Origin of the sequence: Litorivivens lipolytica (genome assembly GCF_014191715.1) — a bacterium.
In the GTDB taxonomy this organism is placed as follows: Bacteria; Pseudomonadota; Gammaproteobacteria; order Pseudomonadales; family Spongiibacteraceae; genus Litorivivens; species Litorivivens lipolytica.
Window position 1 is genome coordinate 445392 of the sequence record NZ_JACHWY010000003.1, and the last position, 20579, is coordinate 465970.

The 20579-nt window shown below is 54.1% G+C and carries 11 protein-coding genes; 2 read left to right on the forward strand and 9 right to left on the reverse strand.

Annotated features, from left to right (window positions below; genetic code table 11):
* Window positions 1-12: 12 nt before the first annotated feature.
* Window positions 13-2634, reverse strand: a complete 2622-nt coding sequence (locus tag FHR99_RS14295; protein WP_183411390.1) for a TonB-dependent receptor — start codon at window positions 2632-2634, stop codon at window positions 13-15.
* 361 nt (window positions 2635-2995) lie between these two features.
* Here FHR99_RS14295 and FHR99_RS14300 point away from each other — a divergent pair, with 361 nt between their 5' ends.
* Window positions 2996-4918, forward strand: a complete 1923-nt coding sequence (locus FHR99_RS14300; protein WP_183411391.1) for a CocE/NonD family hydrolase — start codon at window positions 2996-2998, stop codon at window positions 4916-4918.
* 16 nt (window positions 4919-4934) lie between these two features.
* On the opposite strand, the gene FHR99_RS14305 is transcribed toward FHR99_RS14300, so the two are convergent.
* The 4 genes from FHR99_RS14305 to FHR99_RS14320 all read right to left on the reverse strand — a co-directional run bounded on the left by FHR99_RS14305 (window position 4935) and on the right by FHR99_RS14320 (window position 8682).
* Window positions 4935-5432 carry a hypothetical protein gene (locus FHR99_RS14305; RefSeq protein WP_183411392.1) on the reverse strand — a complete coding sequence of 166 codons (498 nt, stop codon included), beginning with the start codon at window positions 5430-5432 and terminating at the stop codon, window positions 4935-4937.
* 114 nt (window positions 5433-5546) lie between these two features.
* Entirely contained in the window at window positions 5547-6305 is a 759-nt protein-coding gene (locus tag FHR99_RS14310) for a TIGR01458 family HAD-type hydrolase (protein WP_183411393.1), read from the reverse strand.
* Window positions 6306-6391: 86 nt separating this feature from the next.
* Window positions 6392-6676, reverse strand: a complete 285-nt coding sequence (locus FHR99_RS14315) for a YheV family putative zinc ribbon protein (protein WP_183411394.1) — start codon at window positions 6674-6676, stop codon at window positions 6392-6394.
* Window positions 6673-8682 carry a M3 family metallopeptidase gene (locus FHR99_RS14320; RefSeq protein WP_183411395.1) on the reverse strand — a complete coding sequence of 670 codons (2010 nt, stop codon included), beginning with the start codon at window positions 8680-8682 and terminating at the stop codon, window positions 6673-6675. The genes FHR99_RS14315 and FHR99_RS14320 overlap by 4 nt, the downstream gene beginning before the upstream one ends.
* 324 nt (window positions 8683-9006) lie before the next feature.
* On the opposite strand from FHR99_RS14320, the gene FHR99_RS14325 reads away from it, so the two are divergent.
* Window positions 9007-9177, forward strand: a complete 171-nt coding sequence (locus tag FHR99_RS14325; RefSeq protein ID WP_343067636.1) for a PIN domain-containing protein — start codon at window positions 9007-9009, stop codon at window positions 9175-9177.
* A 754-nt stretch (window positions 9178-9931) separates the two neighbouring features.
* Here FHR99_RS14325 and FHR99_RS14330 read toward each other — a convergent pair.
* From FHR99_RS14330 to FHR99_RS14345, 4 genes are all read right to left on the reverse strand, one after another.
* Window positions 9932-10381, reverse strand: coding sequence for a hypothetical protein (locus FHR99_RS14330; RefSeq protein ID WP_183411396.1), 450 nt, complete (start codon window positions 10379-10381; stop codon window positions 9932-9934).
* 304 nt (window positions 10382-10685) lie between these two features.
* On the reverse strand, window positions 10686-13826 hold the full coding sequence (locus FHR99_RS14335) for a transglutaminase-like domain-containing protein (protein ID WP_246386946.1): 3141 nt from the start codon (window positions 13824-13826) through the stop codon (window positions 10686-10688).
* 37 nt (window positions 13827-13863) lie between these two features.
* Window positions 13864-17556 carry a putative Ig domain-containing protein gene (locus tag FHR99_RS14340; RefSeq protein WP_425488631.1) on the reverse strand — a complete coding sequence of 1231 codons (3693 nt, stop codon included), beginning with the start codon at window positions 17554-17556 and terminating at the stop codon, window positions 13864-13866.
* Window positions 17546-20407: a carboxypeptidase regulatory-like domain-containing protein gene (locus tag FHR99_RS14345; RefSeq protein WP_246386949.1), complete on the reverse strand. Its 2862-nt coding sequence runs from the start codon at window positions 20405-20407 to the stop codon at window positions 17546-17548. The genes FHR99_RS14340 and FHR99_RS14345 overlap by 11 nt, the downstream gene beginning before the upstream one ends.
* Between the last annotated feature and the right edge of the window lie 172 nt (window positions 20408-20579).

The window sequence follows — 20579 nt, forward strand, 5'->3', positions numbered from 1 at the left end:
GAACACCAATGCTCAGAACGTTTTGCGCACCATCAGCCCGAAGCGACGCGGATCGCCGTAGGTCTGATTAAAGGTACTGACCGAATCGGAGACCGATGCGGTACCGATGACATAGCGCTCATCAGTCACGTTTTTCACAAAGGCCGCTACGGTTGTATCGCCTTCGTTGTTCTGCCAGGACAGGCGCACATCCACCAGCGTATAGGCATCCGAACCGCCCAAGCCCTCACCGGTTCGCTGGTACACGTTGTACGAGCCTTCATCCAAGCCAAAGAAAATCTCGCTTTTATAGCTCAGATCAACACGCGGGATGATCAGCCCAAAATCGGTTGGCAGCATCAACTGCGCGCCGAATGAAGCGGTTGTTTCCGGCGAAGCGGGAAAGGTTTCATCGGTGCGATCTTCGGGCACAAAATTGCCGGTCGCAGCAGCCGTCAGCAGATCGTTGTCTTTAAATTCCTGAAACTCGTAGTCGTTTTTACTGAAAGAAGCATTCAGCATAACGATGGGCGAGGGCATCCAGGTCAGCTCCATCTCACCACCGGTAATGGTCGATGCACCGGCGTTGCGGAAAATCACCGCGAGGTTACCCGCTGAGTCGGTGGAGACCTGAATCAGCTGCATATTGTCGAAGTCCATATGATACAAAGCGACGTTAAATCGCAGGCTGCGCTCAAAGGCATCGATCTTGAAACCAATCTCGCGGTTTTCCACTTCTTCAGCCGCAACCTCCTGCAGGCCATCGAGCAGACGCGGTTCAAAGAAACCGGATTTAAAACCCGTGCTCCAGGTGCCGTAAATCATCATGCTGTCGAGCACGCTGTCATCCAGCCACTCGGGTGGCAGGTTGTAAGACACGGAGGCCATGGGCGTGACTTTGGAAAAGGTTTTTTCCTTCTTGTCTATGAAGGTGGGCGTATCGCGCATGGGGATATCAGGAATGCCGTCGCCATTGTTATCGAGGAACTGGTTTTGAAAGACGCGAACCGGGTCATCACGCCAGGTGCAGCCACCAAGACACTGATGAAAACCACCAGCACTCGGCCCAAAGGTGATGACGTTATTCGTCGCGGGCGAGATAAAGGGTTGCCCCACCACCCGCGCAGAAATTGCGTCTGTGTCGGCTTGGAAAATGGCCAGCTCGGAGGCCCGTTTTTCAGCCGTGTAGCGAATGCCCGCCGTGACCTGCAGATTTTCGGTCAGGTCATACGAGCCCTGAAAGAACGACGCGAAGGTATTGTTCTCCAGATCGAACTCGGACAGGGTGAAGGGCCCACTTAGAATGCCGACAAAAGGTGTCGTCCCACCCTGCGGCGGCTGACTGGGAATCTGACCCGCCGCGAGCTCACCCAAGGTGACCGCATCCACCCCCGCAAAATTGGTCAGCAAGCCAAAGGGCTCGAAGTTGGTTTCGCGCATATAGAACAGGCCGCCCGTATAGTTCAGGCGACTGTCGAAGGCTGAGCCGTTGACCTGATATTCCAGACTGAAGGAATCCCGCTCACCATCATCGGTATTCATCGCTTCGGACCAGTTTTCCGGGCCACCGTCGTTATCGCTGGAAGCAATCGGCCCCTCGGTTTCCTTGCGCGCACCGAACACCACCTTCATAGTGATATCGTCACTGTAATCCCACTCGGCAGTAAGCCCGAATAAAAAGGTGTCGAGGCGTTTATCCAGCATGGGGTTGGCCCCCATATTGGTTTCCAGATCTCCGACACTGCCCTTGGTACGAGAGTTGGCTTCACAGTTCTCGCGGTAGGCCGTTGGGTTAGACGGATCAGTATCACCCGCCCACATCACATAGAGCCCCTCACCAAACAAACCGTTTTCACTGGAGAAATCACAGTTGATGGCCGGGAAGGATTCATCAATCTTGCCCGCGTAGAAGAGGGTATCCAGCACCAGACTCTCTTCTCCCTCATAGCGAGTCTGCAGTACCAGCGCCTTGCGGTCATTGGAGGAATAGGTCGAGCCCTGAAACTTGTCCTCAAAAAAGCCGTCATCCTTGTCCACGGTAATGGCAAGGCGGGTGTAGAAATTGTCTGTGATCGGCATATTTAAACCGGCGCGGAAAGAGCGGGCGTTATAGTTACCCAGCGTGCCTTCTACATAGCCTTCGTAGGTGTCATTGGGCTTTTCCAGCGTCAGCACCAGCGCACCACCCGTGGTGTTCTTGCCGAACAGGGTGCCTTGCGGCCCGCGCAGCACCTGAATGCTGCGCACATCGACCGTGTCCAGGAGCTGGCCGTCCGTGCGCGGCAGAAACAGGTCATCGAGGTAAACGCCGACCGTCGGGTCGACCCGGGCAAAACCGGAGCGCTCACCAATACCGCGAATATAGATCTGGTTGGATTGGCCTTCGTTGATCTGCAGGCTCGGCACGCTCTTCGTCAGCTCGCTGGTGTTGACGATGCCCTGCTCACGCAGTGCTTCACCGCTGATCGCGGTGACCGCGATGGGCGTTTCCTGAATATTCTCCGCCCGCCTCCGGGCGGTCACAATCACTTCTTCCAGTGCGGTGGCCTTCTGATCCGACGACGGGGCAGCGCCGGACTCGGCGCTCTGCGCAAAGACGGGGCTTCCAACCAGCGACAACGCAGCACCGGCCAGCAAGGAGAACGGCTTTTTCATCTCGACCTCACTTATTATTTTTGGCGTATCGAACGAGCTATAACCCTGTAACCCAGTTTGGCAGTAAATTAAAATTTGTACAGAGGCTAAAGGCAGGCGTTAGGGCGCATGCCGCTGTTCAGTTACCTGCAGATATAGGCAAGTTGCCGACAATTAATCACTTTTTGCAAATCCGTGCGATTGCCTACGCCAAATGGACGAGGATCGCCGACACCAACCCTCAAGATTACACCACAAGCACGATTGACACATAGAAGCCAAAAATCGCCGCCTGCTTGGCAAATCCAGCCACCACGCCTTGCAGAGGCATCGGGCTTCAGGCATAAAGCGGCCTCCAAACCACACCGCACGCTGATAAATCATGAAATTACGGACTTTTTTCGCACTCGGATTGTGCTTTCTCGTCGCTGCCTGCAATGACTCGACAACCACCACGCCCACAGCAACCCGCAGCGTTGGCCCGCCGGAGTATCTGGGTAACAGCGGGCCGGCGGTTGCTCGCTCAGGCAGCTGGAGCGACGTTGGTCAGGCGCGCGCCGAGGATTACAACGGCGTCTTTGAGGGCCCTGAGCAGTTTATTACGATGGACGATGGAGTACGCCTATCCGCCAGGCTCTATGTACCCTCCAACGATACTGAAGGCACCAGCCCCGCCGCCGGGCGCTTTCCCTGTGTGCTGACGCAGACCGGATACAACAAGAACGCTCCAGCCATTCCCGCCCGCAACGAATTTCTGATCAGGCGTGGCTACATCCATATTTCCGTGGATGTACGCGGTACCGGCAACTCCGAAGGCAGTTGGGAAGCGTTTAGCGATCGGGAACAGGCCGACTACCTAGCGGTCATGCAGTGGGCAGCAAGCCGAGCCAACTGCGGCAACATCGGCACCTGGGGCGCGTCCTTTATGGGCATTACCCAGCTCTACACCGGCGCTCCCCAACACCCGGCCCACAAGGCCATATTTGCGATTGTGCCGATGGCGGATGCCTACCGCGATATCGTGATGACGGGTGGTCAGGTCAATATTGGTTTTATCCCCTTGTGGATGGGGCTGGTCAGCGCGCTGGGAGTTGTCCCAACTCAGGATTCCGCCAGCCAGGAGGGCTTTCAGCACTACCTGAACGTCACCGCGGAACATATCGTCAGCGCGGTTAACAATTTTCAGGTACCCACCATTGCCAACGTTGTTACCGGCCGGGAAAACAACTACGACAACGCCTTCTGGCGCACCCGCTCCCCCATTGAGCAGGTTGAAAACATTAAGGTGCCGACCTTTATCGTCGGCGGCCTGAACGATATCTTCCAGCGCGGCGAACCGTTGCTGTACGAAGAATTGAAAGATCACACCACCGCCAAACTCCTGATTGGCCCCTGGCAGCACGTGGCAGGCTCCCGTGGCATTGGCTTGCCTCGCGACGGCGTGCCGGATCTCAATACGCTGGCGCTGATGTGGTTCGATCGCTGGCTGAAAGATGAACCCAACGGTGCTGAAAACTTCCCCAACGTGACCCAGTATTACTACGGCGCTGAGCGCTACGCCACGGCCAGTGACTGGCCCCATCCCCAGCTCCAACCCCAGCGCTGGTACCTGCACGGCGATGCCAGTGTGGCGGATGCCGAGCTGAAACCCGGCCTGCCCACCGAAAACAACACCAGCGTGATTCTGCAAAATCCGGCCAATGGCATATGCTCAACCAGCACCGCCCAATGGACGGCGGGCCTGCTGGGTGCCACACCCATCGATGCGCCTGGCTGCCTTGCCGACAACAGTCTGAATGAAATTCCGGAGGCGACCTTCACCACCGAAGAAATGCCCGCAGACATGGCGATCAACGGACCGATTCAGGCCAACCTGTGGGTCAGCACCACCAGTTTCGATGCCAATGTAGTGGTGCGCATTACCGAGGTGGCTCCGGACGGCAGTTCGCGCGAACTGACCAACGGCATTCTCACCGCTTCCATGCGCGGCGTGAATCGCGCCCGCTCACGGATTGTCGGTACAGAAATGCTGCAGCCCTGGCACCCCTTCACTGAAGCGTCAGAACTCCCGGTCGCACAGATGACCCCAATGCTGCTTAACGTGGAAGTCTTCCCCAGCAGTTTTGTGATCAAGCAGGGGCATCGACTGCGGGTAAGCATAGGTGCCAGCGATTTTCCCCACGGCCTGCCACCGGCTCCCAATCTGGTCGAGAGCGCCCTGGGCGCCCTGACCATTTACAGCGAGCCGCTGCGGGCTTCCTATATCGCGCTGCCCGTGGTGCCGGTACCCGCAGTGATTCAGTAAGTTTGTTCAGCGGCGCTCAGGCCTGAGCGCCGCGATCCACTGGCGGCAGATCCCTGCGCACCAGCGCCCAGATCACCAGCGGCAATTCCAGAAATACCCCCAAAGCGACGAGCACCAACACCCCACCGCGCGCCACATCCGTTGCCAATTCGCCTGTCGGTAATTGGGTATAGAACAGCCACACGGCAATACCCGTCGGAATAAAACCGGTAATCGACATCAGCAAAAACTGCGGGCGATTATTGCGTTTGGAGTCGTAAATAAAATTGGAAAAAGAGCTGAGACTGGTACCCGAACGCATCGCACTGCGACCGAGCCAGCCACCGAAGATGTGACCCCATTCGTGGGCCGTGTGCGCACAAAAAACCAAACCGGCACCGAGCACGACACCGGTGAAATCTGCCAGCGGATCGACGCCCGCCGAATGATGAGAAAACAGCCACCAACCCAGAATCGCCAGCGTCGCCAACGCGGCATCGCGCAGCCCCAGTTTGCCAAAGCCTACTTCCTGCATCTGAATTCCCCTGTAATTAGGCTCACATCATAGGGGCAGGGGCACCCCGGTGGTCAATGTCCTTTCAGGTCGAGAAATGTGCTGCTTAGCGACACCCGCCGCAACACCGCCGATTCAAGCGGCCAACACCTGCTCCTCAACCAGCTGCAACAGATCATCGGCCAGCAGCGCGTCAGGCGCGCTCGCCTCATCACCAACGCGGTACTTGCCGGTTTTCACCAGACAGGCACGCAGGCCGGCACGCTGGGCACCGCTCACGTCGGACTCGACATCATCGCCAACCATGAGCACCTCATCGGCAGGCAGATTCAGTGAATGCAGGGCACTGTCGAAAAACGCCTTGGCCGGCTTGCCCAAGACCTTCGCTTGTTTGCCGCTGGCATATTCGAGCGCCTTTACAAAAGGGCCCGCATCCAGCTGCAAGCGATTGCGACTGCGGAAATAGCGGTTTTCACCGATGGCCAGCAGCTCCGCGCCGTCATTCATCAACACCTGAAAGGCCTTGTTTAAACCCTTGTAATCGAAGCGCTCCCCCGCATCACAGACCACCACTGCGTTGGGATTGGTGTGATTGAGACGGGCAAATTCAGTTTCAAGATTAGGGTGCATCAGGCAGTAGGGGCGCAGGTCTTTCAACTGCAGATAGTCGAGCATGGCCCGCGGTGCGGTATAGAGCTGCTGCTCGCTGATGGCAAAGCCCATGCGCTTGAGATCGTAGTAGATCGCTTCGGCGGTGCGCCGTGAGGTATTTGTCAGCAGCCGAAAATCAATCCCCGCCTGCTGCAGTTTCTGAACCGCCGCCACTGCGCCGGGTAGCGGCTCGTCGTCCTGATAAAGCACGCCGCTGATATCGAGCAACACACCACGCACCATGACTACCTCGCCCACCTGTGCCAAACCGTTTACTCAAGCTCAGTATAACTCCGCCAGCCCACGCGTCGACAATGACTTATGCGCACTCAATGGTCGCGCCGGCCGCGACCATCTTTCGGGTCCAGCAGATTAACCACTTGCACTTCGTCTTCATGGGGCAACGGCTTTTCGCCTATGCGCGGCTGATTCACGCGGGTTTGCACCTCTTCCGGCGACACATCGTCCTTGATGGTCTCCTTAAAGCCACAACGCACGCACTCGCGCACCTGCTCGGTGTCGTTCACCCGATACATCACGGTCTTGTCCATCTCCGCGCACTTGGGGCAAACCGCACCGGCAATAAAACGGCGCGGGCGATATTCGGTCGTCATGCAGCGTCCTCCAGAATACCGGCATCGCGAAGCAGCGGCTCGAGCTGGGGATCGCGACCACGAAAATCCCGAAACAGCTTCATGGGATCGTCCGAGCCGCCGCGCGACAACAGCTTGTCGACAAATTCCTGCCCCAGCTCGCGGTTCATCACACCTTCCTCCGCGAAGCGGGAAAACACATCCGCCGACAACAGCTCAGCCCACTTGTAGCTGTAGTAACCGGCCGCATAGCCCCCCGCAAAAATGTGGGCAAAACCGTGCTGGAAGCGATTAATGGTCGGCACCGGATACACGGCCACTTCGTCGCGCACACGATTCAACAAAGATTGAATATCGGCCGCTGACGCGGGCGCGGCTTCGGCGTGCAGCAACATATCAAACAGGGCAAATTCCAGCTGGCGCATCATCTGCAAACCCGACTGAAAGTTTTTTGCCGCGAGAAGTTTCTGCAGCATATCTTCGGGCAGCGGCTCGCCGGTTTCATAGTGGCCAGAAATCATCGGTACTACGCTAGGCTGCCAACACCAGTTTTCCAGCAACTGGCTGGGCAGCTCTACCGCATCCCAGGCCACGCCATTAATGCCCGAGACTGCCAGTACATCCACCTCCGTGAGCATATGGTGGAGAGCGTGACCAAATTCGTGAAAGAGGGTAGTCACATCATTGTGGGTCAGCAGGGAAGGGCGCTTGCTGGTGGGCGGAGTGAAGTTACAAGTGACAAAGGCGACCGGCAACTGGGTTTCGCCCTGTATTTTACGGCGTCCACAGAAGTCCGCCATCCACGCTCCACCGCGTTTGTTGGCGCGGGCGAAAAGATCGGTGTACACCGTCGCCACCTGCTTGCCATCGCGCAGCAGTCGATAGCAGCGAGCATCGTCATGCCATAACGCTGCCGCCGTGTCGCGCTCAAAGGTAATGCCAAACAGTTCGCCGGTGACCTTGAACAGGCCTTCCTGAACCACATCGACCGGGAAGTAGGGCTTCAGTTCTTCCTGTGAAATCGCATAACGTTCGGTGCGCAACTGCTCGCTGTAGTAGGGCACATCCCAGGCCTGCAAATCGTTGCAGCCTTTCTCGGCAGCAAAGGCCTGCAGTTCAGCAAATTCCGCTTTCGCCCGCGGCTGACTCTTGGCCGCCAGCTCACGCAGAAACTCGATCACCTGCTGCGGGCTGTCCGCCATTTTCGGCGCCAGCGAAACTTCCGCGTAGTTGTTGTAGCCGAGAAGACCGGCAAGTTCGGCGCGCAACTGCAGGATCTCAACCATGACCTCGCTGTTGTCCCACTCACCGGCCGTTGGGCCCTGATCCGAGGCGCGGGTGCTGTAGGCCTCGTACATTTCCCGGCGCAGTTCGCGGTTCTCGGCATATTGCATCACTGGCAAATAGGCGGGTACATCCAATGAGATACAGTAACCGGCCAGCTCCTTCGCCTTGGCAGCCTCGGCATAGCCCTCCAACGCCGAATCCGGCACACCGGCCAGCTCGGCCACATTGGTCACATGCTTGAACCAGCCCTGAGTCGCGTCCAACAGGCGGTTTTGAAAGTCGGTAGACAGCTCGCTTAAACGCAAGCGGATCGCCTTAAAGCGCTCCTTGGCCTCGCCCTCCAGCGCCACCCCCGCCAAACGGAAATCCCGCAGCAGGTGCTCCAGCCCGGTACGCTGCTCCGCCGTCAGCTCAATATCACTCGCGGCCAGCGCCTCGGCCCGTTCAAACAACGCCCGGTTCTGACCCACCTCATTGCCATAGGCCATCAACTTCGGCTGGCACTGGGCGTAGACCTCACGCAACTCCGGGCTGTTCATCACCCCGTTGAGATGGCTGATCACCGACCAGTACTTGTCGATACAGTCATCAATTTCTTCCAGGCTGCTCAAAAGCTCAGACAGCTCCGCCGTCTCCAGCCGCTTAATCTCCGCCCGCGCTTCGTCCAGCAGGGCATCCAGCTGGGGAGCGACCTTATCCAGTTCCACACCGGCAAAATCCGGCAATACACACAGCGACATACAAACCTCGTCGTCTTGGTGACAAAGGGGCATTGTAACGCGGCAAAGCCATACAAGCCGAGCCGATCGTGCGTTTTGCCTGACTTACATTTTGAGCCATGCTATATGACGACGTAGTTACGATATATTGGGCCAATATGATACGGATTATCGACTTGCCGGACGAACAGGTTGAGGCCGCCGAAGAAGAGATTCAACGTTACCAGAATCCATACATCAGTCCGAACATCTGGATGGAAGTCATGACCGGTGCAAATGGCGATGACGAAATACCGATTCGACAACTTTTTGAGTCAGTTCAAACAGGTAGCTATCGATGCCGAGATTGCAGAGCGCGCCGTTGTTCTGCGACGGCAGCATAGAATACGTCTGCCAGACGCAACTATATTGGCGAGCGCTCTGTGCTTTAGAGCGCTGCTGGTAACTCGGAATAGTAAGGATTTTATCGAAGCAGACCCTACTATAAGAGGGCCTTACATGCTATCAGGCCCTTAATTCTATTCTGAAATAACATTCTACTCATTGACCATAACCCAGCTAATTTTTGCTCCACTATTCTTTAAAAAATCACAGAGCTCCATCCATTCGAACAAAAAAAATGAGTTGCGAAATATCGTATGAACATCACCGTCGGAATTTATTAAAACTAACATCTTAGATGAAATTTCAATCTCCAGATGCTCTAAATCGCCGACAGAAATTTTGTGCCCTAGATGACCAGTGTAAGTTAAACGGCCTTCATCAATAAAATAGAGTGGATACCTCACCCTGACATAAGCGGGATACAAAAATATGACCATCATTACAATGGAGCCTATAAAGTACCAGCCAGCTGCCGAATACAAAGAATATATAAAAGGGCCGGGAATTAAGAGCAATAAAACAAAAAATCTAATGAAGAATTTCTTTCCCACCCGAATACAAGAATCCATATAAATCTCGAATGCTATCTATTGCGATACAATAAGGACAAACAAAATCGAGTATAAGACTCCAGAGAACAGCCCCAAAACTAGGAATTTTATATAATTCGCTACCCACGGCCTGATGACCGCCAGTTTCAGGTTGAAAGCTTATAGCTAGTCTTAGCGCGTGTTCGTTGATGGAAATAAATGAAGAAACACGTAACCGCTATTTTGGAATGCCCACTCATACTTGAATTGATGCTGCAGCGATACTGCTAACTCTTATCAATATTTCCAAGTAACACTATGGCCGTGGCGGCCTATAAATTCTCCGCCCGACTGACTCACGGAATTGCAGAAACTGGCGAGGCCGCCTTTCCTTGAAGCGACATCACCAGCAGAGTAATTACAGCCCATTCTAGGTCTGGATTTTCGCAGCGCCACTGAGAGACAATACCGCTGTGACCGGAATTGAGATTACGGTTTCTCGCGTTCGCGACAAGCACTCCATCATAAAAAATAGAGTTCGATCGATCTCTGTACAGCAACCTTCCGGAAATTCTGGTTGCGCACGATGAGTACTCTCCGAACTTGACGCCATCCTTAAAGAGCCGGATTTTTTTCCAAAAAAAAAGCCCTGTCGATCTAAGCTCGTAGAGTTCACCCGTGCTTGTCTCTGCCTGATATCCATAGCTGACAGGGAAGTTTGCAGGAAACTTCAAGCTACTCAGCAAGGACTCATTCTTGCGAACCTCGTAGTCACGCAATGAAAGGCGGACCAACTGATACTCCATCGCCAGCCTCCTTGGGGTCAACTTTGAGGAGTCGACTTTAACGCAAGCAAAAGCGCGAGCCCGACAAAGCCCAAGACCAATCCAATAAAAAACCACCGAACTGTTCCCATGCCCGACCTAGAAGCTATTAGCCCCGAAGATGAAGCAAAAAAAAGCATAGAGAACGCCACCGAATATAATCTTCCAAATTCAAAATAAAAATAAAATGTAACCAAAAAAAACAGTAAAGCTACAAATACAATCAAAGATAGTTTCTTAATATACTGAAGTAAGTCACTCATACTAACGACTGCCATTGGGCCTCCTACTCATCACAAACTAAATTTTCAGCATGTTCCAATGCCTGTCCAGCCGCGTAACTCGCAGCTAATAGTAAGAGGAATGTAAATATAATCGGAAGTGCCAGTAAGGCTGCTCCTGCTGCCGCCGCAATTAAAAGAACTGAAAATACCGTTTGCACAAGTATTAAATACCTTGCAGAGAAAACCGAACATCGTTCGTTCGAAGCGATATCAATTACTCCGACAACAAAAGTCAATGTAGTTAATGCTTTTGCCAAGCCTTTAAGAAACGCTCCAAATGGCCCCCCAGCTAATGCGTTCACAAGCCCGGCGACATCCACCGAAAAGCCCAAGAAGTTTAGCAGGCCTTGAACTACGGAGAGCACCAGCTCACCGCCATTAGCACCCCCAGAAATCTTATAAGCGCCCGCCCCAGTTGAGGGATCAACCAGCAAGTATCCGCTTCCCACCCAGCCATGGTAGTTAAGTCGATTTTCATGCGCCGTGGCAACATTTCCTGCCAGCACAGAATTCCTGATCTCATTTTCAACCTCCGTTCCGAGGTTCGTGTTATCTAAAGCCAGGTCAAGATTTTCTTTTGTTATTGTCCAAATTCTTTGTCCTTCGGCAGCCGCTATCGCGAGAGCTTTAACCGCTGAAATACCATGGGCCGGGGCATCAGGTGTACTAAACATCTGCTCTGGAACCAAGTGCTCCATGGCACTTAAGCGCGAACCATTTGCTTTTGTGAAGGCAATACGCGTTTCTTTGCTATTGTCCTTGGCTGCGCCATGAAACATAACGCGGTCTACGTCCATATTGAGGCCACTGAAACTGGTATTCCTCGGAATACCATACCAGTACTGAGGCTGCAGTGATGTAGAGAATATGCCGTAGCTGGGCAGGCGGTAAGTGACCATGTCCGCAGACTGGGCCTGTATTTCTTCCTGCACATCATTCAGCGCGAAGTAGCTCATGATGGTGCCGTAGATCAAATCACCTATTACATCGTGTTTGGTTAAGGTGAGTAGTTGATTGTCGTCACCGCTTTCCAGTTTTTGTTTTGTGGTTTCGAGATTGGTTTTCAGTTTGGCGGCCTGCGTCGGACTGATACCCTGCAAATCAAGGCCAATGGCCCGATATTCCCCCGCGATGGGGTGGTTATTGGAAACACCCCAACCGTGGGAGGGGCTATACAAACCCAGCGTTTCATGCAGCTCGGTGCCCATGGTCTGATTGCCACCACTCTGCTTGGTGACACCATCAATACTGAAATCAGCAACCAGATGGATCAGGTATCCTGGCAGGGTATCGGGGATGGCATTCGGGTCGATCTCTCCGGTTTCCGGGTCGGGCTCGGGGATATAGCTTTCGATAATGGCTTGATCGTCTTCTGTTGCGGTCCGAAAGCTCAGAGCGAGTTTTTTACCGGCGAGTTTTACCGTGGGTTCGTTGATTGAAATAAAGGGTGAACCGGGATAGCCGCTATTTTGGGACGCCAGCTCATACTTGAATCGATGTTGCAGCGATGCTGGTACCTTTGTGAAAGATTGCTGGGTAACAATATGCTCATAGGGTAATCCGGCGGCGAGGGGACGGGGCGGCAGTATCTTCACTTCTTGCAGACCCAGTACGTCACCAACAGTCGCGTCCGGGTTCTGGTTGTTGATGTAGGCTTCAAGCTGGCTTTGGAATTCCTGCAAGCTGTTTTCGATTTCCGCCTGGGGTACATTCTGGATCCAACCCTGCTCTTCATTGACAGTCGCGTTCTGTTCTATCTGGGTGACCAGGCCCTCGGCGTCGAAAGGCACTGCCTTCGTCAGATTCATGTCTTGCGTGAATTCGTATTGCTTGAAGGAAGCGTCCATAGGAATCCAGCGATCACCCTCGCGGTTTTTGAGCCCTCGCGAGGGCTCAAAGTCAACCCAGGCTTCAACCCAGGTATGTTCCAGGCGAATGCTCTTTATGGCGCCACCTTGGATCAGCGCGACATTGGGAATACCGCCCTGACCCAGCAGACTTTGGGCGGCTTCTGGCGCTGTTACACCGCCTACCCAGTTCATCACGTTGTCGACGGGAACCTCTACCGTGCCATAGGCATAGCGCGCCGGTATGCCTGCTGCGCGCAACAGAGCAATAAGGAGACTGGCCGTATCGACCGCGTTGCCTTTACCGGTTTCCAGTGTGTACTGCGCGCCTTGAATCGATCCATAACTCGGGATAAAGCGAATGTTGTTGTGTACCCAGGTGTAAATCTCGACCGGGTTGTTATTCAGGCTCGCGGCCAGCGCCTTTATTTCTTCAGTGAGATTTGCGTCCAGCGTTTCCGCCAGATCAGCGTCCGTGGGCTGTCCCATCGGATTCAGCATATCCGGAGTCAGGACGGTAGAGGCTATCTGGGTATAACCTTCCAAGGGGTCTATGCCCAGCGCCAACTGAATCTCACCCTTGCTCAGTTTTGGCTCCCGCACTTGCTCTGATGGTGAGCGCCAGGGAAGGTTCTGGGGGTCTACCGGTGTGTGCGTCGGTTTGAACTGCTCTTCGGATATTTCGTCGGCGAGTTCGTTCAGGATTTCTTCCTGCTCATCTGCGCTGTCGCTTGCGGTGAGGCGGCGTAGCTTGTCGTCGAATTTCTGATATTTCTGTTTGACCGTGTTCAGTGTGTTGGCGTGGCGTTCATCGACCAGCCGTTTGGCGGACTGCGGCAACTTTTTGGATTTCTTGAAGGGTCGATCTTCCTGCTCCAAGAGTAAGATCGCCTCGGCATAGGCTTCTCTGACCTGCTCAGTCAGTTCAGAGAGCTCTGCCAGTTCATCAGCGCTCAAGGGTGCACCGCCTAAACCCAGTTTCTCCAGCATGCGCTCCAGCCAAGAGCGAGACTGTTCACGCTGCGCGCGCGATTCCGGCAGTTCTCTAGCGAGCTTCTGTTGCAGTTTCTGCAAGCGATGCGTCAGCTTTTTCTCCGGCGTACTTTCAAGCTGCTGCTCTATATGTCTGGACTTTTCGTCGTCCTTGCCAACTTCTTTAGCTACCGCCGCACCTGTGGGAGAGAGGTAGAACACAAAGGTAAACATGCAGACCGTGAATAAAGAGATTCCCTTCGCGGCCCGGCCATTGCGGAAGACATCCAGTGTCAGCCCAATCATTGTTTTTTCCTCAATCATTCCATCGGCTAATTGCAAGAAGCCGGCTGTTTTAGGGTTATTCGTTAGCGAAAGAGATGCTCGATCGTGTGCGCTGCAACTGATACAGGACGCGATCAACGGCAAGCCTCAAGTCCAACGCTTGCGCTGAGACTTTCTTTTCCAGCCTGTCGGTCGCCAGCAGGAGCGACTTGATGGCGTTGTCGGTTTTCCCTTGGTGGATATCTGCCTCGGCACTGCGGAGTTTTTTATCGATGAAATCGTAGTCCTTGTCTTGTGGGTATTGATCCAACAAGGACTGCATAAGACTGATCGCATTGCCGAACGACAGTCCGGCGTCAATCGGGGCAAGCGACAGCGCAAATTCACTGTCATTCACCATCAGGGAGCGATTGATGCCCGCATGGATATCCACCAGTACAGGTAGCGAATCCGAGGAGCTTTCCGGTAGCTGGATATAAATAATTTTGTGCACGGCGGTGGGCGCGGAAAGATCCTGTTGCCATAACCAGGTGTCGTCGCCATGTCTATACACGCCGGTAGTGTCTACCACCTGCCCGCCATTGGGCAGCGTAATCACCACATCAAGGGCAGCACGTCGACTCTGGTTCTCAATGCTGATTTCCAACGGCACAATGCGACCGGGTGCCAGTGGCCAGGTCCGGGGCTGTATTGTCTCCAAGGCGGCCAGTAGCAACTGCTCGTGCAACCCTTGCTGCGCCGCGGCGGAATCGAGTGCATCGTAGGCGAAGTACGCGTGGCGACCCAGACCGTAGCTAGCCACTGTTACCGCCGCCGGCCCATCGAGGTTGGCGCATTCGTGACTGGCATTTTTCCCGACGGAAAATGCTGCCCACACTTGCGCTCCGCAATGCGCCAACGCGAGCCCCGCACTCACCGGCGGGCTATCTTCTGCAGCATTAGCCAGAACCCCCTCCATCACATCGATGGAATGTGCCTGGTTGTTTTTCCCCGTGAGCGCTATCCCTAAACTGCGCTCCAGCTGGCTATTGCGACGGTTCCAGCTACCTGAAATCAGCAGGCCTGTGGCGCTGTTCTGCGCTTCAGCCAGCAAGGCCTCCACTTGAGGATGCAGCGTTGTCGCTTCTGACAGTATGGCTATTGAGCTGTATCCGCCGCTATTGAATTCATTTGCGAAGCTTTCAGGCGTGCTGGTAAGGGTATAGTTCCAGCCATTTTCTGTGAGCAACCTTTCGAGGTATTCGCGCTGCAAAGCGGGTGCCACCGTATCGCGGGGTGCCTGATAGTCGTCCGCATCGAGCAGAACCAGCAAGCGGCCTTTCGAGGCAGCCTGAACCTGAACCTCCAGGTTCGGGGGTATGACCTGAAAGCCCGCAGCAGCAAGCTGGCGCAGCTCTTCGTCAATCTCAGCCATCAGGATACAGCCGTAATCGCCATAGGCTGGTGGGTCGGACAGAATCAGCGTGTAAGGGTGACTCGCTCCGGCTTCCAGTGCCAGATTGCCCTCGCGGGTTTGATAAAGCACCTCGCCACTTTCAAGCGCAATCACCTGATATATCAGTGTCGCGTTGTCGAGCTCCGATGAGCTGCGGTTGGTTGCCACAAACTGGCAGCTTTTCGGCTCGCCGGTCGGATAGTGCTCAACCTCGATCTCACCAATCAGTGATTCCAGCGCTGCGCGCTCAACCGTAAACTGGGTTTCACTTTCTGCCAGAATTTCTTCCGCCTGTTTGATTTGCCAGACAACCCGATAGGCTCCCGGCTCTCTGTCTTCAAGCCGCAGTATGTGCTGGCGATCTTCATTCGCAGACGGTGCCAGACTATTGATGACATAGGTTCCGGACTCCAACAGCGAGCCGTCAGGGCGATAGACAGTCATCACGCCGTTACCACCATTGAAGGTTGCATTGCTCGCATTATTAAGCGCTCGCAAATCAACAATGGCCTGATCCCACGCCCGATATACCGGCTTGTCTGTGCTCACAAGGGCTGAAATCGTCGCCAGCTCACCGCTCTGTGTCGTAACAGAAAAGGGGGCTGAGGCTTGACGCAGCACCTTGCCGCGCTCGTCCAGTATTCTCGCGATAGCGAGATAGCTACCGGCATAAACATCGGCGGCACTGAAATTCAAATTGGGCAGGCCACGCGTTTCTTGCGCCTGAAGCGCCTCAACATTGAAGCTGCCGAGATCAGCGGCAATGTTCTGTTGCGTATCAGTAACGATGATTGAAACTGGCGCATCGGTTTTCACGCTGGCCAGATTCATGATGGTGGAGCTGACGATCACTTGCTCGGAGGGTGTATAGCTTGGTTTATCCGTGGCAACCGATACGCTGGTCAAGGTGGGCGCTACCTTGACTCGCTGTTCACCGAGACTCTGGTGCACAGGGTTTCCGTCGATATCGATATAGGAAACCTCTAGCTGCTCGGTGACAACACGTATTTCACCCGGCTCAACGTTGTACAGCCGCAGATTTTTCGAAAGATTCTCAAGTTGATCCACGCTGAAGGTGGCGAACTCCCACGTAACGACCGTGCGATCACCTTCAATGCCGATTGACGATGGTGGTTTGGACAAGGACGACGTGTCGACATCGACATCATCTGCCGAGATTCTGCTCCTCACTCGAACGTCAGAGATGGCTGGCTTAATAACCTCAATGGTAACGGACACGGGTGACGACGCTCCTCCGCGATTGTCATTGGCTAGGAAGGTGACGATATGCTCACCAATGTCACTTTCAGTGGGAGTCCATTCAAGATGTGCAAGTCCGATCCGGCCACCGGAAATGCTTTGCTCGAAGGTAGCCCGATTCGGTAAGCCAACATGATTGAGATAAACGGTGTCGTTGCTGTCGGCATCGCTTGCCTGTACCGCAATACTGAGTGTTTGCCCCACGACAGCTTTGATACGAGAACCTGCTTCCGGTGTCGGCGGGTGATCAAAAGCCGGGGCAATATTCGCCCCCTGATCCTGCAGTCGAATCAAAAAGTCGATTGCCGCCGTACTTTTCACCACATCGTTGTCATCGCGGTCTTCAAGCGTCACCTGAACAGAATACAGACCATTTGAAAACGACTGTGCACCAGCCCAAGTAAATACGCCGGTGTCACGATCAACCTGCATACCACTCGGAATGGACGGAATTGCAGACTCTGAACGGGTAGACAAACGCCAGGTTATTTTGTCCCTATCTGGATCAACAGCCGGAATCAAAAATCGGCAGTCATATTTAGAGCAACTAACGATCGGCGGCAGATTGCTGAGCGGAGAAGAATTGCCACTGGTGAGATCAACCCGGGTATAGACGCGCCAACTTGCATTACTTGCATTGCGAATGCCTCCAATCTTGCAACAACTGGAGAACTGACCAAGCCAGGGGTTTCCATTGTTATCCACCGAAGGGTAGATATGCCTGATTAGGTCATTGCCTGAAGAATCAATCGCGCGACCAACGATCCAGTCTTCCTGAAGGTTTCGGGCAATCACCCGATAGTTCAGGTTTGCCGAACGACCATCACCAAAATTGTATCTGCCGGGCCGAAAGGTCTGGCCAATACCGGGGTGTCCAAAGGCGCTACTTCTAAATGCGACTGTCATCGCAAAGTCGGCAGCGGCCGGCGCAACATCCTGCCTTGACTGATAGGTAAAGTGACCAAAGCGGAAGTGACTGGCCTGAGTATGCACCGCACTCAGCAGCAGGCCGGCGACAACGAGTATGCGGAAAAAGCTCAAGCCGCCAACGGTTTTCATCAGACTATTCACCATCAACTCCTTTGATCTGAATATTGCTTGTCACACCGACACCTTCTAATGGCACAACCTCGTTGGGTGTTAGTAACTGCTGGATGTCGAGCCGAATAGAAGGGGGCACAAAAACGTTGCCCTCGGACGATTCAACAATATCCATGCCGGAAATATTGGATAGCTGAAGTGCATAGTCCCCGCTTGCCGTGAATTGATGGAGCAAGCGATCCAACTCAACAATGAGATTGGTTTGATCTGGCGAGAGCGCGATATTCCCCTGACCATCAATGAGCACCTGCCCACGCGGGTCAATCAGCTGATAATCGAAGGCTAGGACTGATGACACGTTGGAGCGATTAAGCAACTCGGCGCTCACTACAACTTCCGCATCACGATTCAGCAGCACATATCCGGGGATTGCGGCCAGACGCAGCGCTGCGAGTTCCCTCGTATCTTCCACCGTTACAACAAGGCTTTTCTCCGACACGAGATTGCTGGTGGCCGCATCAACTGCCTGCACCGTCACTACGTAGTCACCCGGTGCTGTATTCTCTGTATTCCACCACTGTTCAAGTTGCACATCGCGCTGTTCACCGGGCGTAAGGTGTTCAACGGACTCTTCAAGATGCTGCTGGTAGTGCACCAGCTCTTCCTCATCCAGAGCCGACTCCAGCGGCGGCAAATACCTAGCCGGAAAGCTCGCCACTTCCTCACCGGCGACGTTCTTCACCTTTACATACAGCCTCGCGCCCAGCGTCAGCGCGGTATTGTTCTCAAGGCTGGCCCTGATCAACACCGGCTCATAAGCACCATAACTGAACGCATTGCTGGTAACGGCCGCGACTTCAACGCCGCCCAGATCCGCTTTGCGGATGTTGATGTTGAGCGATAACTGGCTATGTTCGGTTAGGGATATATCCTTGTTTGTAAAAAGATAACCCGAGGCATTCACCTGCAGAGTGAATTCAAGTACCGGTATGTCGCGAAGACTGTAAAAGCCGTTGCTGTCGGTGGTCGTACTTGCCGAACCAACGGTAACGGACGCGCCCGCCACAGGCGCGCCTGTACTTAAATCCATTACCTGGCCGCTGATCGACGTGGCGGGCAAAACAACCTGTTCTCTGAGCGTGACCTCACCCAGATTGACCCGTGTTTTTTCGGGAAGAATCAATGTCGAGCTGAGTGTCTCGTACCCCGTCTTTGCGATTTCAATTCGCACTTCACCGGCCGACAGGTTTTCAAGCACAAAATAGCCATCGCTCTCGGTTACCACGGAACCAGCGCCAGCAAGGCTTACGCTAACTCCCTCTAACGGCTGGTTACTTTCGTCTAGGATGAGCCCCGAGATTGATGCATTGGCGGGCTGCGACTCCGCTATGGGCAAAAGCCCCGGCGAAAAGTTGACTGCGGTGCCCGCCGTCAGCGTCACCGTCGCCGATATGGCATGGTAGTCATCCGATGTAACGGTGAGCACCGCATCGCCCAATTCCGCCAACAACTGGTATTCACCGTTCGTATTACTGATGGCGCTGGCAGAAGTGCCACTAACGATTACCGAAACAATCGCACCCGCCACGGGTTCACCCGTGGTCGTATCGGTGAGCACACCGCTAACCAGTGAAGCGGTGGGCGCCACGGTTAAGCGAATGGTACCAACATCAGCAAACTGGCCTTTCTGAAGATTCAGGTTTTGGGAGGCAGACAAATAGCCGGGGGCTGAGTAAGAAACGATGTAGGCACCCGGATCGAGATTGGATAGTACAAACTGACCACTGCTATCAATGGAAACCGCTTCAAGATCGAAATCCCTCACATCAATCCGAGCATTCGTCAGCGCCGAGCCACCCACTGCATCAATGAGTCTGCCTCGCACAACCGCCTTTTCGGGGTCGGCCGGTACCTCCAGATTGGCCAACAGGTCTAATGTCGAAATCGCCAGAGCCGTTGAGTAAACTTGGTCCACCCAACTGCCTGTAGCACGTTGGTTGCTCTCGAGAACTGCGACAGACTCCTGATAGCGCGACACGTCGGTTGTTATGGGAATCAACGCTTGCAGAATCAGAGCGCTTTCCCAATCACTGCTCCAGCGATTACTCTCCTCTTGAATTGCATACAGAAAGTCTGCGGCCCGGCTAAGCACAGAAGAAATATTGAAGGTATAGAGATAGGGTTTGAGGGCTTTAACCACGAGCGCAGTAACCATTCCGGAAGACTGATCGGCGTAATAACCGAAACCGCCGGTCGTTAGCTGCGCGGAAGAGAGGTAACTTAATGCCCTGCCTGCCACTGCGGCATCACGCTGTACTTTTTGCAGGGCCAACAGCGCAAAAGCCGTATCAAGCGGGGTGCTATCGTAGCCAGGGTAATCTCCAAAGCCGCCATCTTGCCCTTGCCGAATTAGCAGTTCTTCGACGGCTCGGGTCGTGCTGCGCTCAGCACTCTGCAAGGCAATAATTAGTCGGGACAAGTTTTCGGTAGGTAACGCTGCGGGGGCGCTATCTAGAAAAGCCAGGACGTCACTGCTCTCAAAAATATCGCGGCCAACCGAGATTGCGGCATGAAATGCTTCGGCCGTTGCTTGGAAAGCTGAAGCCTCGTCCGATGCAGTAACAATTGCACCGCTTTCCAAACGGGAGGCTTCAAGCCATTGCAATGCCTGATTGATAGCTTCGGAGTTTTCGGAGGCCTGATGGGGTGCGCTTTCATGTGCGCTGGCATTGAAAATGGCCAGCAAAAAAACAATCAATACGGCTTTTACCGAGAATGCCGGGAACCGGCGCCCATGCTCACTCATAATCCCACCACGTCCTTGGGTTTTTGTTATCAACGTGGAAAGAAAGCCGAAAGAGAGGGCTGCAAATTCCTTTTGCATCAGCAACTCGGAGAAGAGTCACTGCCGGGCTTCCTTGCCACAAAGTCGTATAACTACGCTGCTGCGTAAACTACCGGATTATTTTTGGTAAAAACACCAGTTACGAATACACGGTATCAATTACACGAAAAATTGTGATGCAAATCACAAACAATATCAATCACTATCTTGG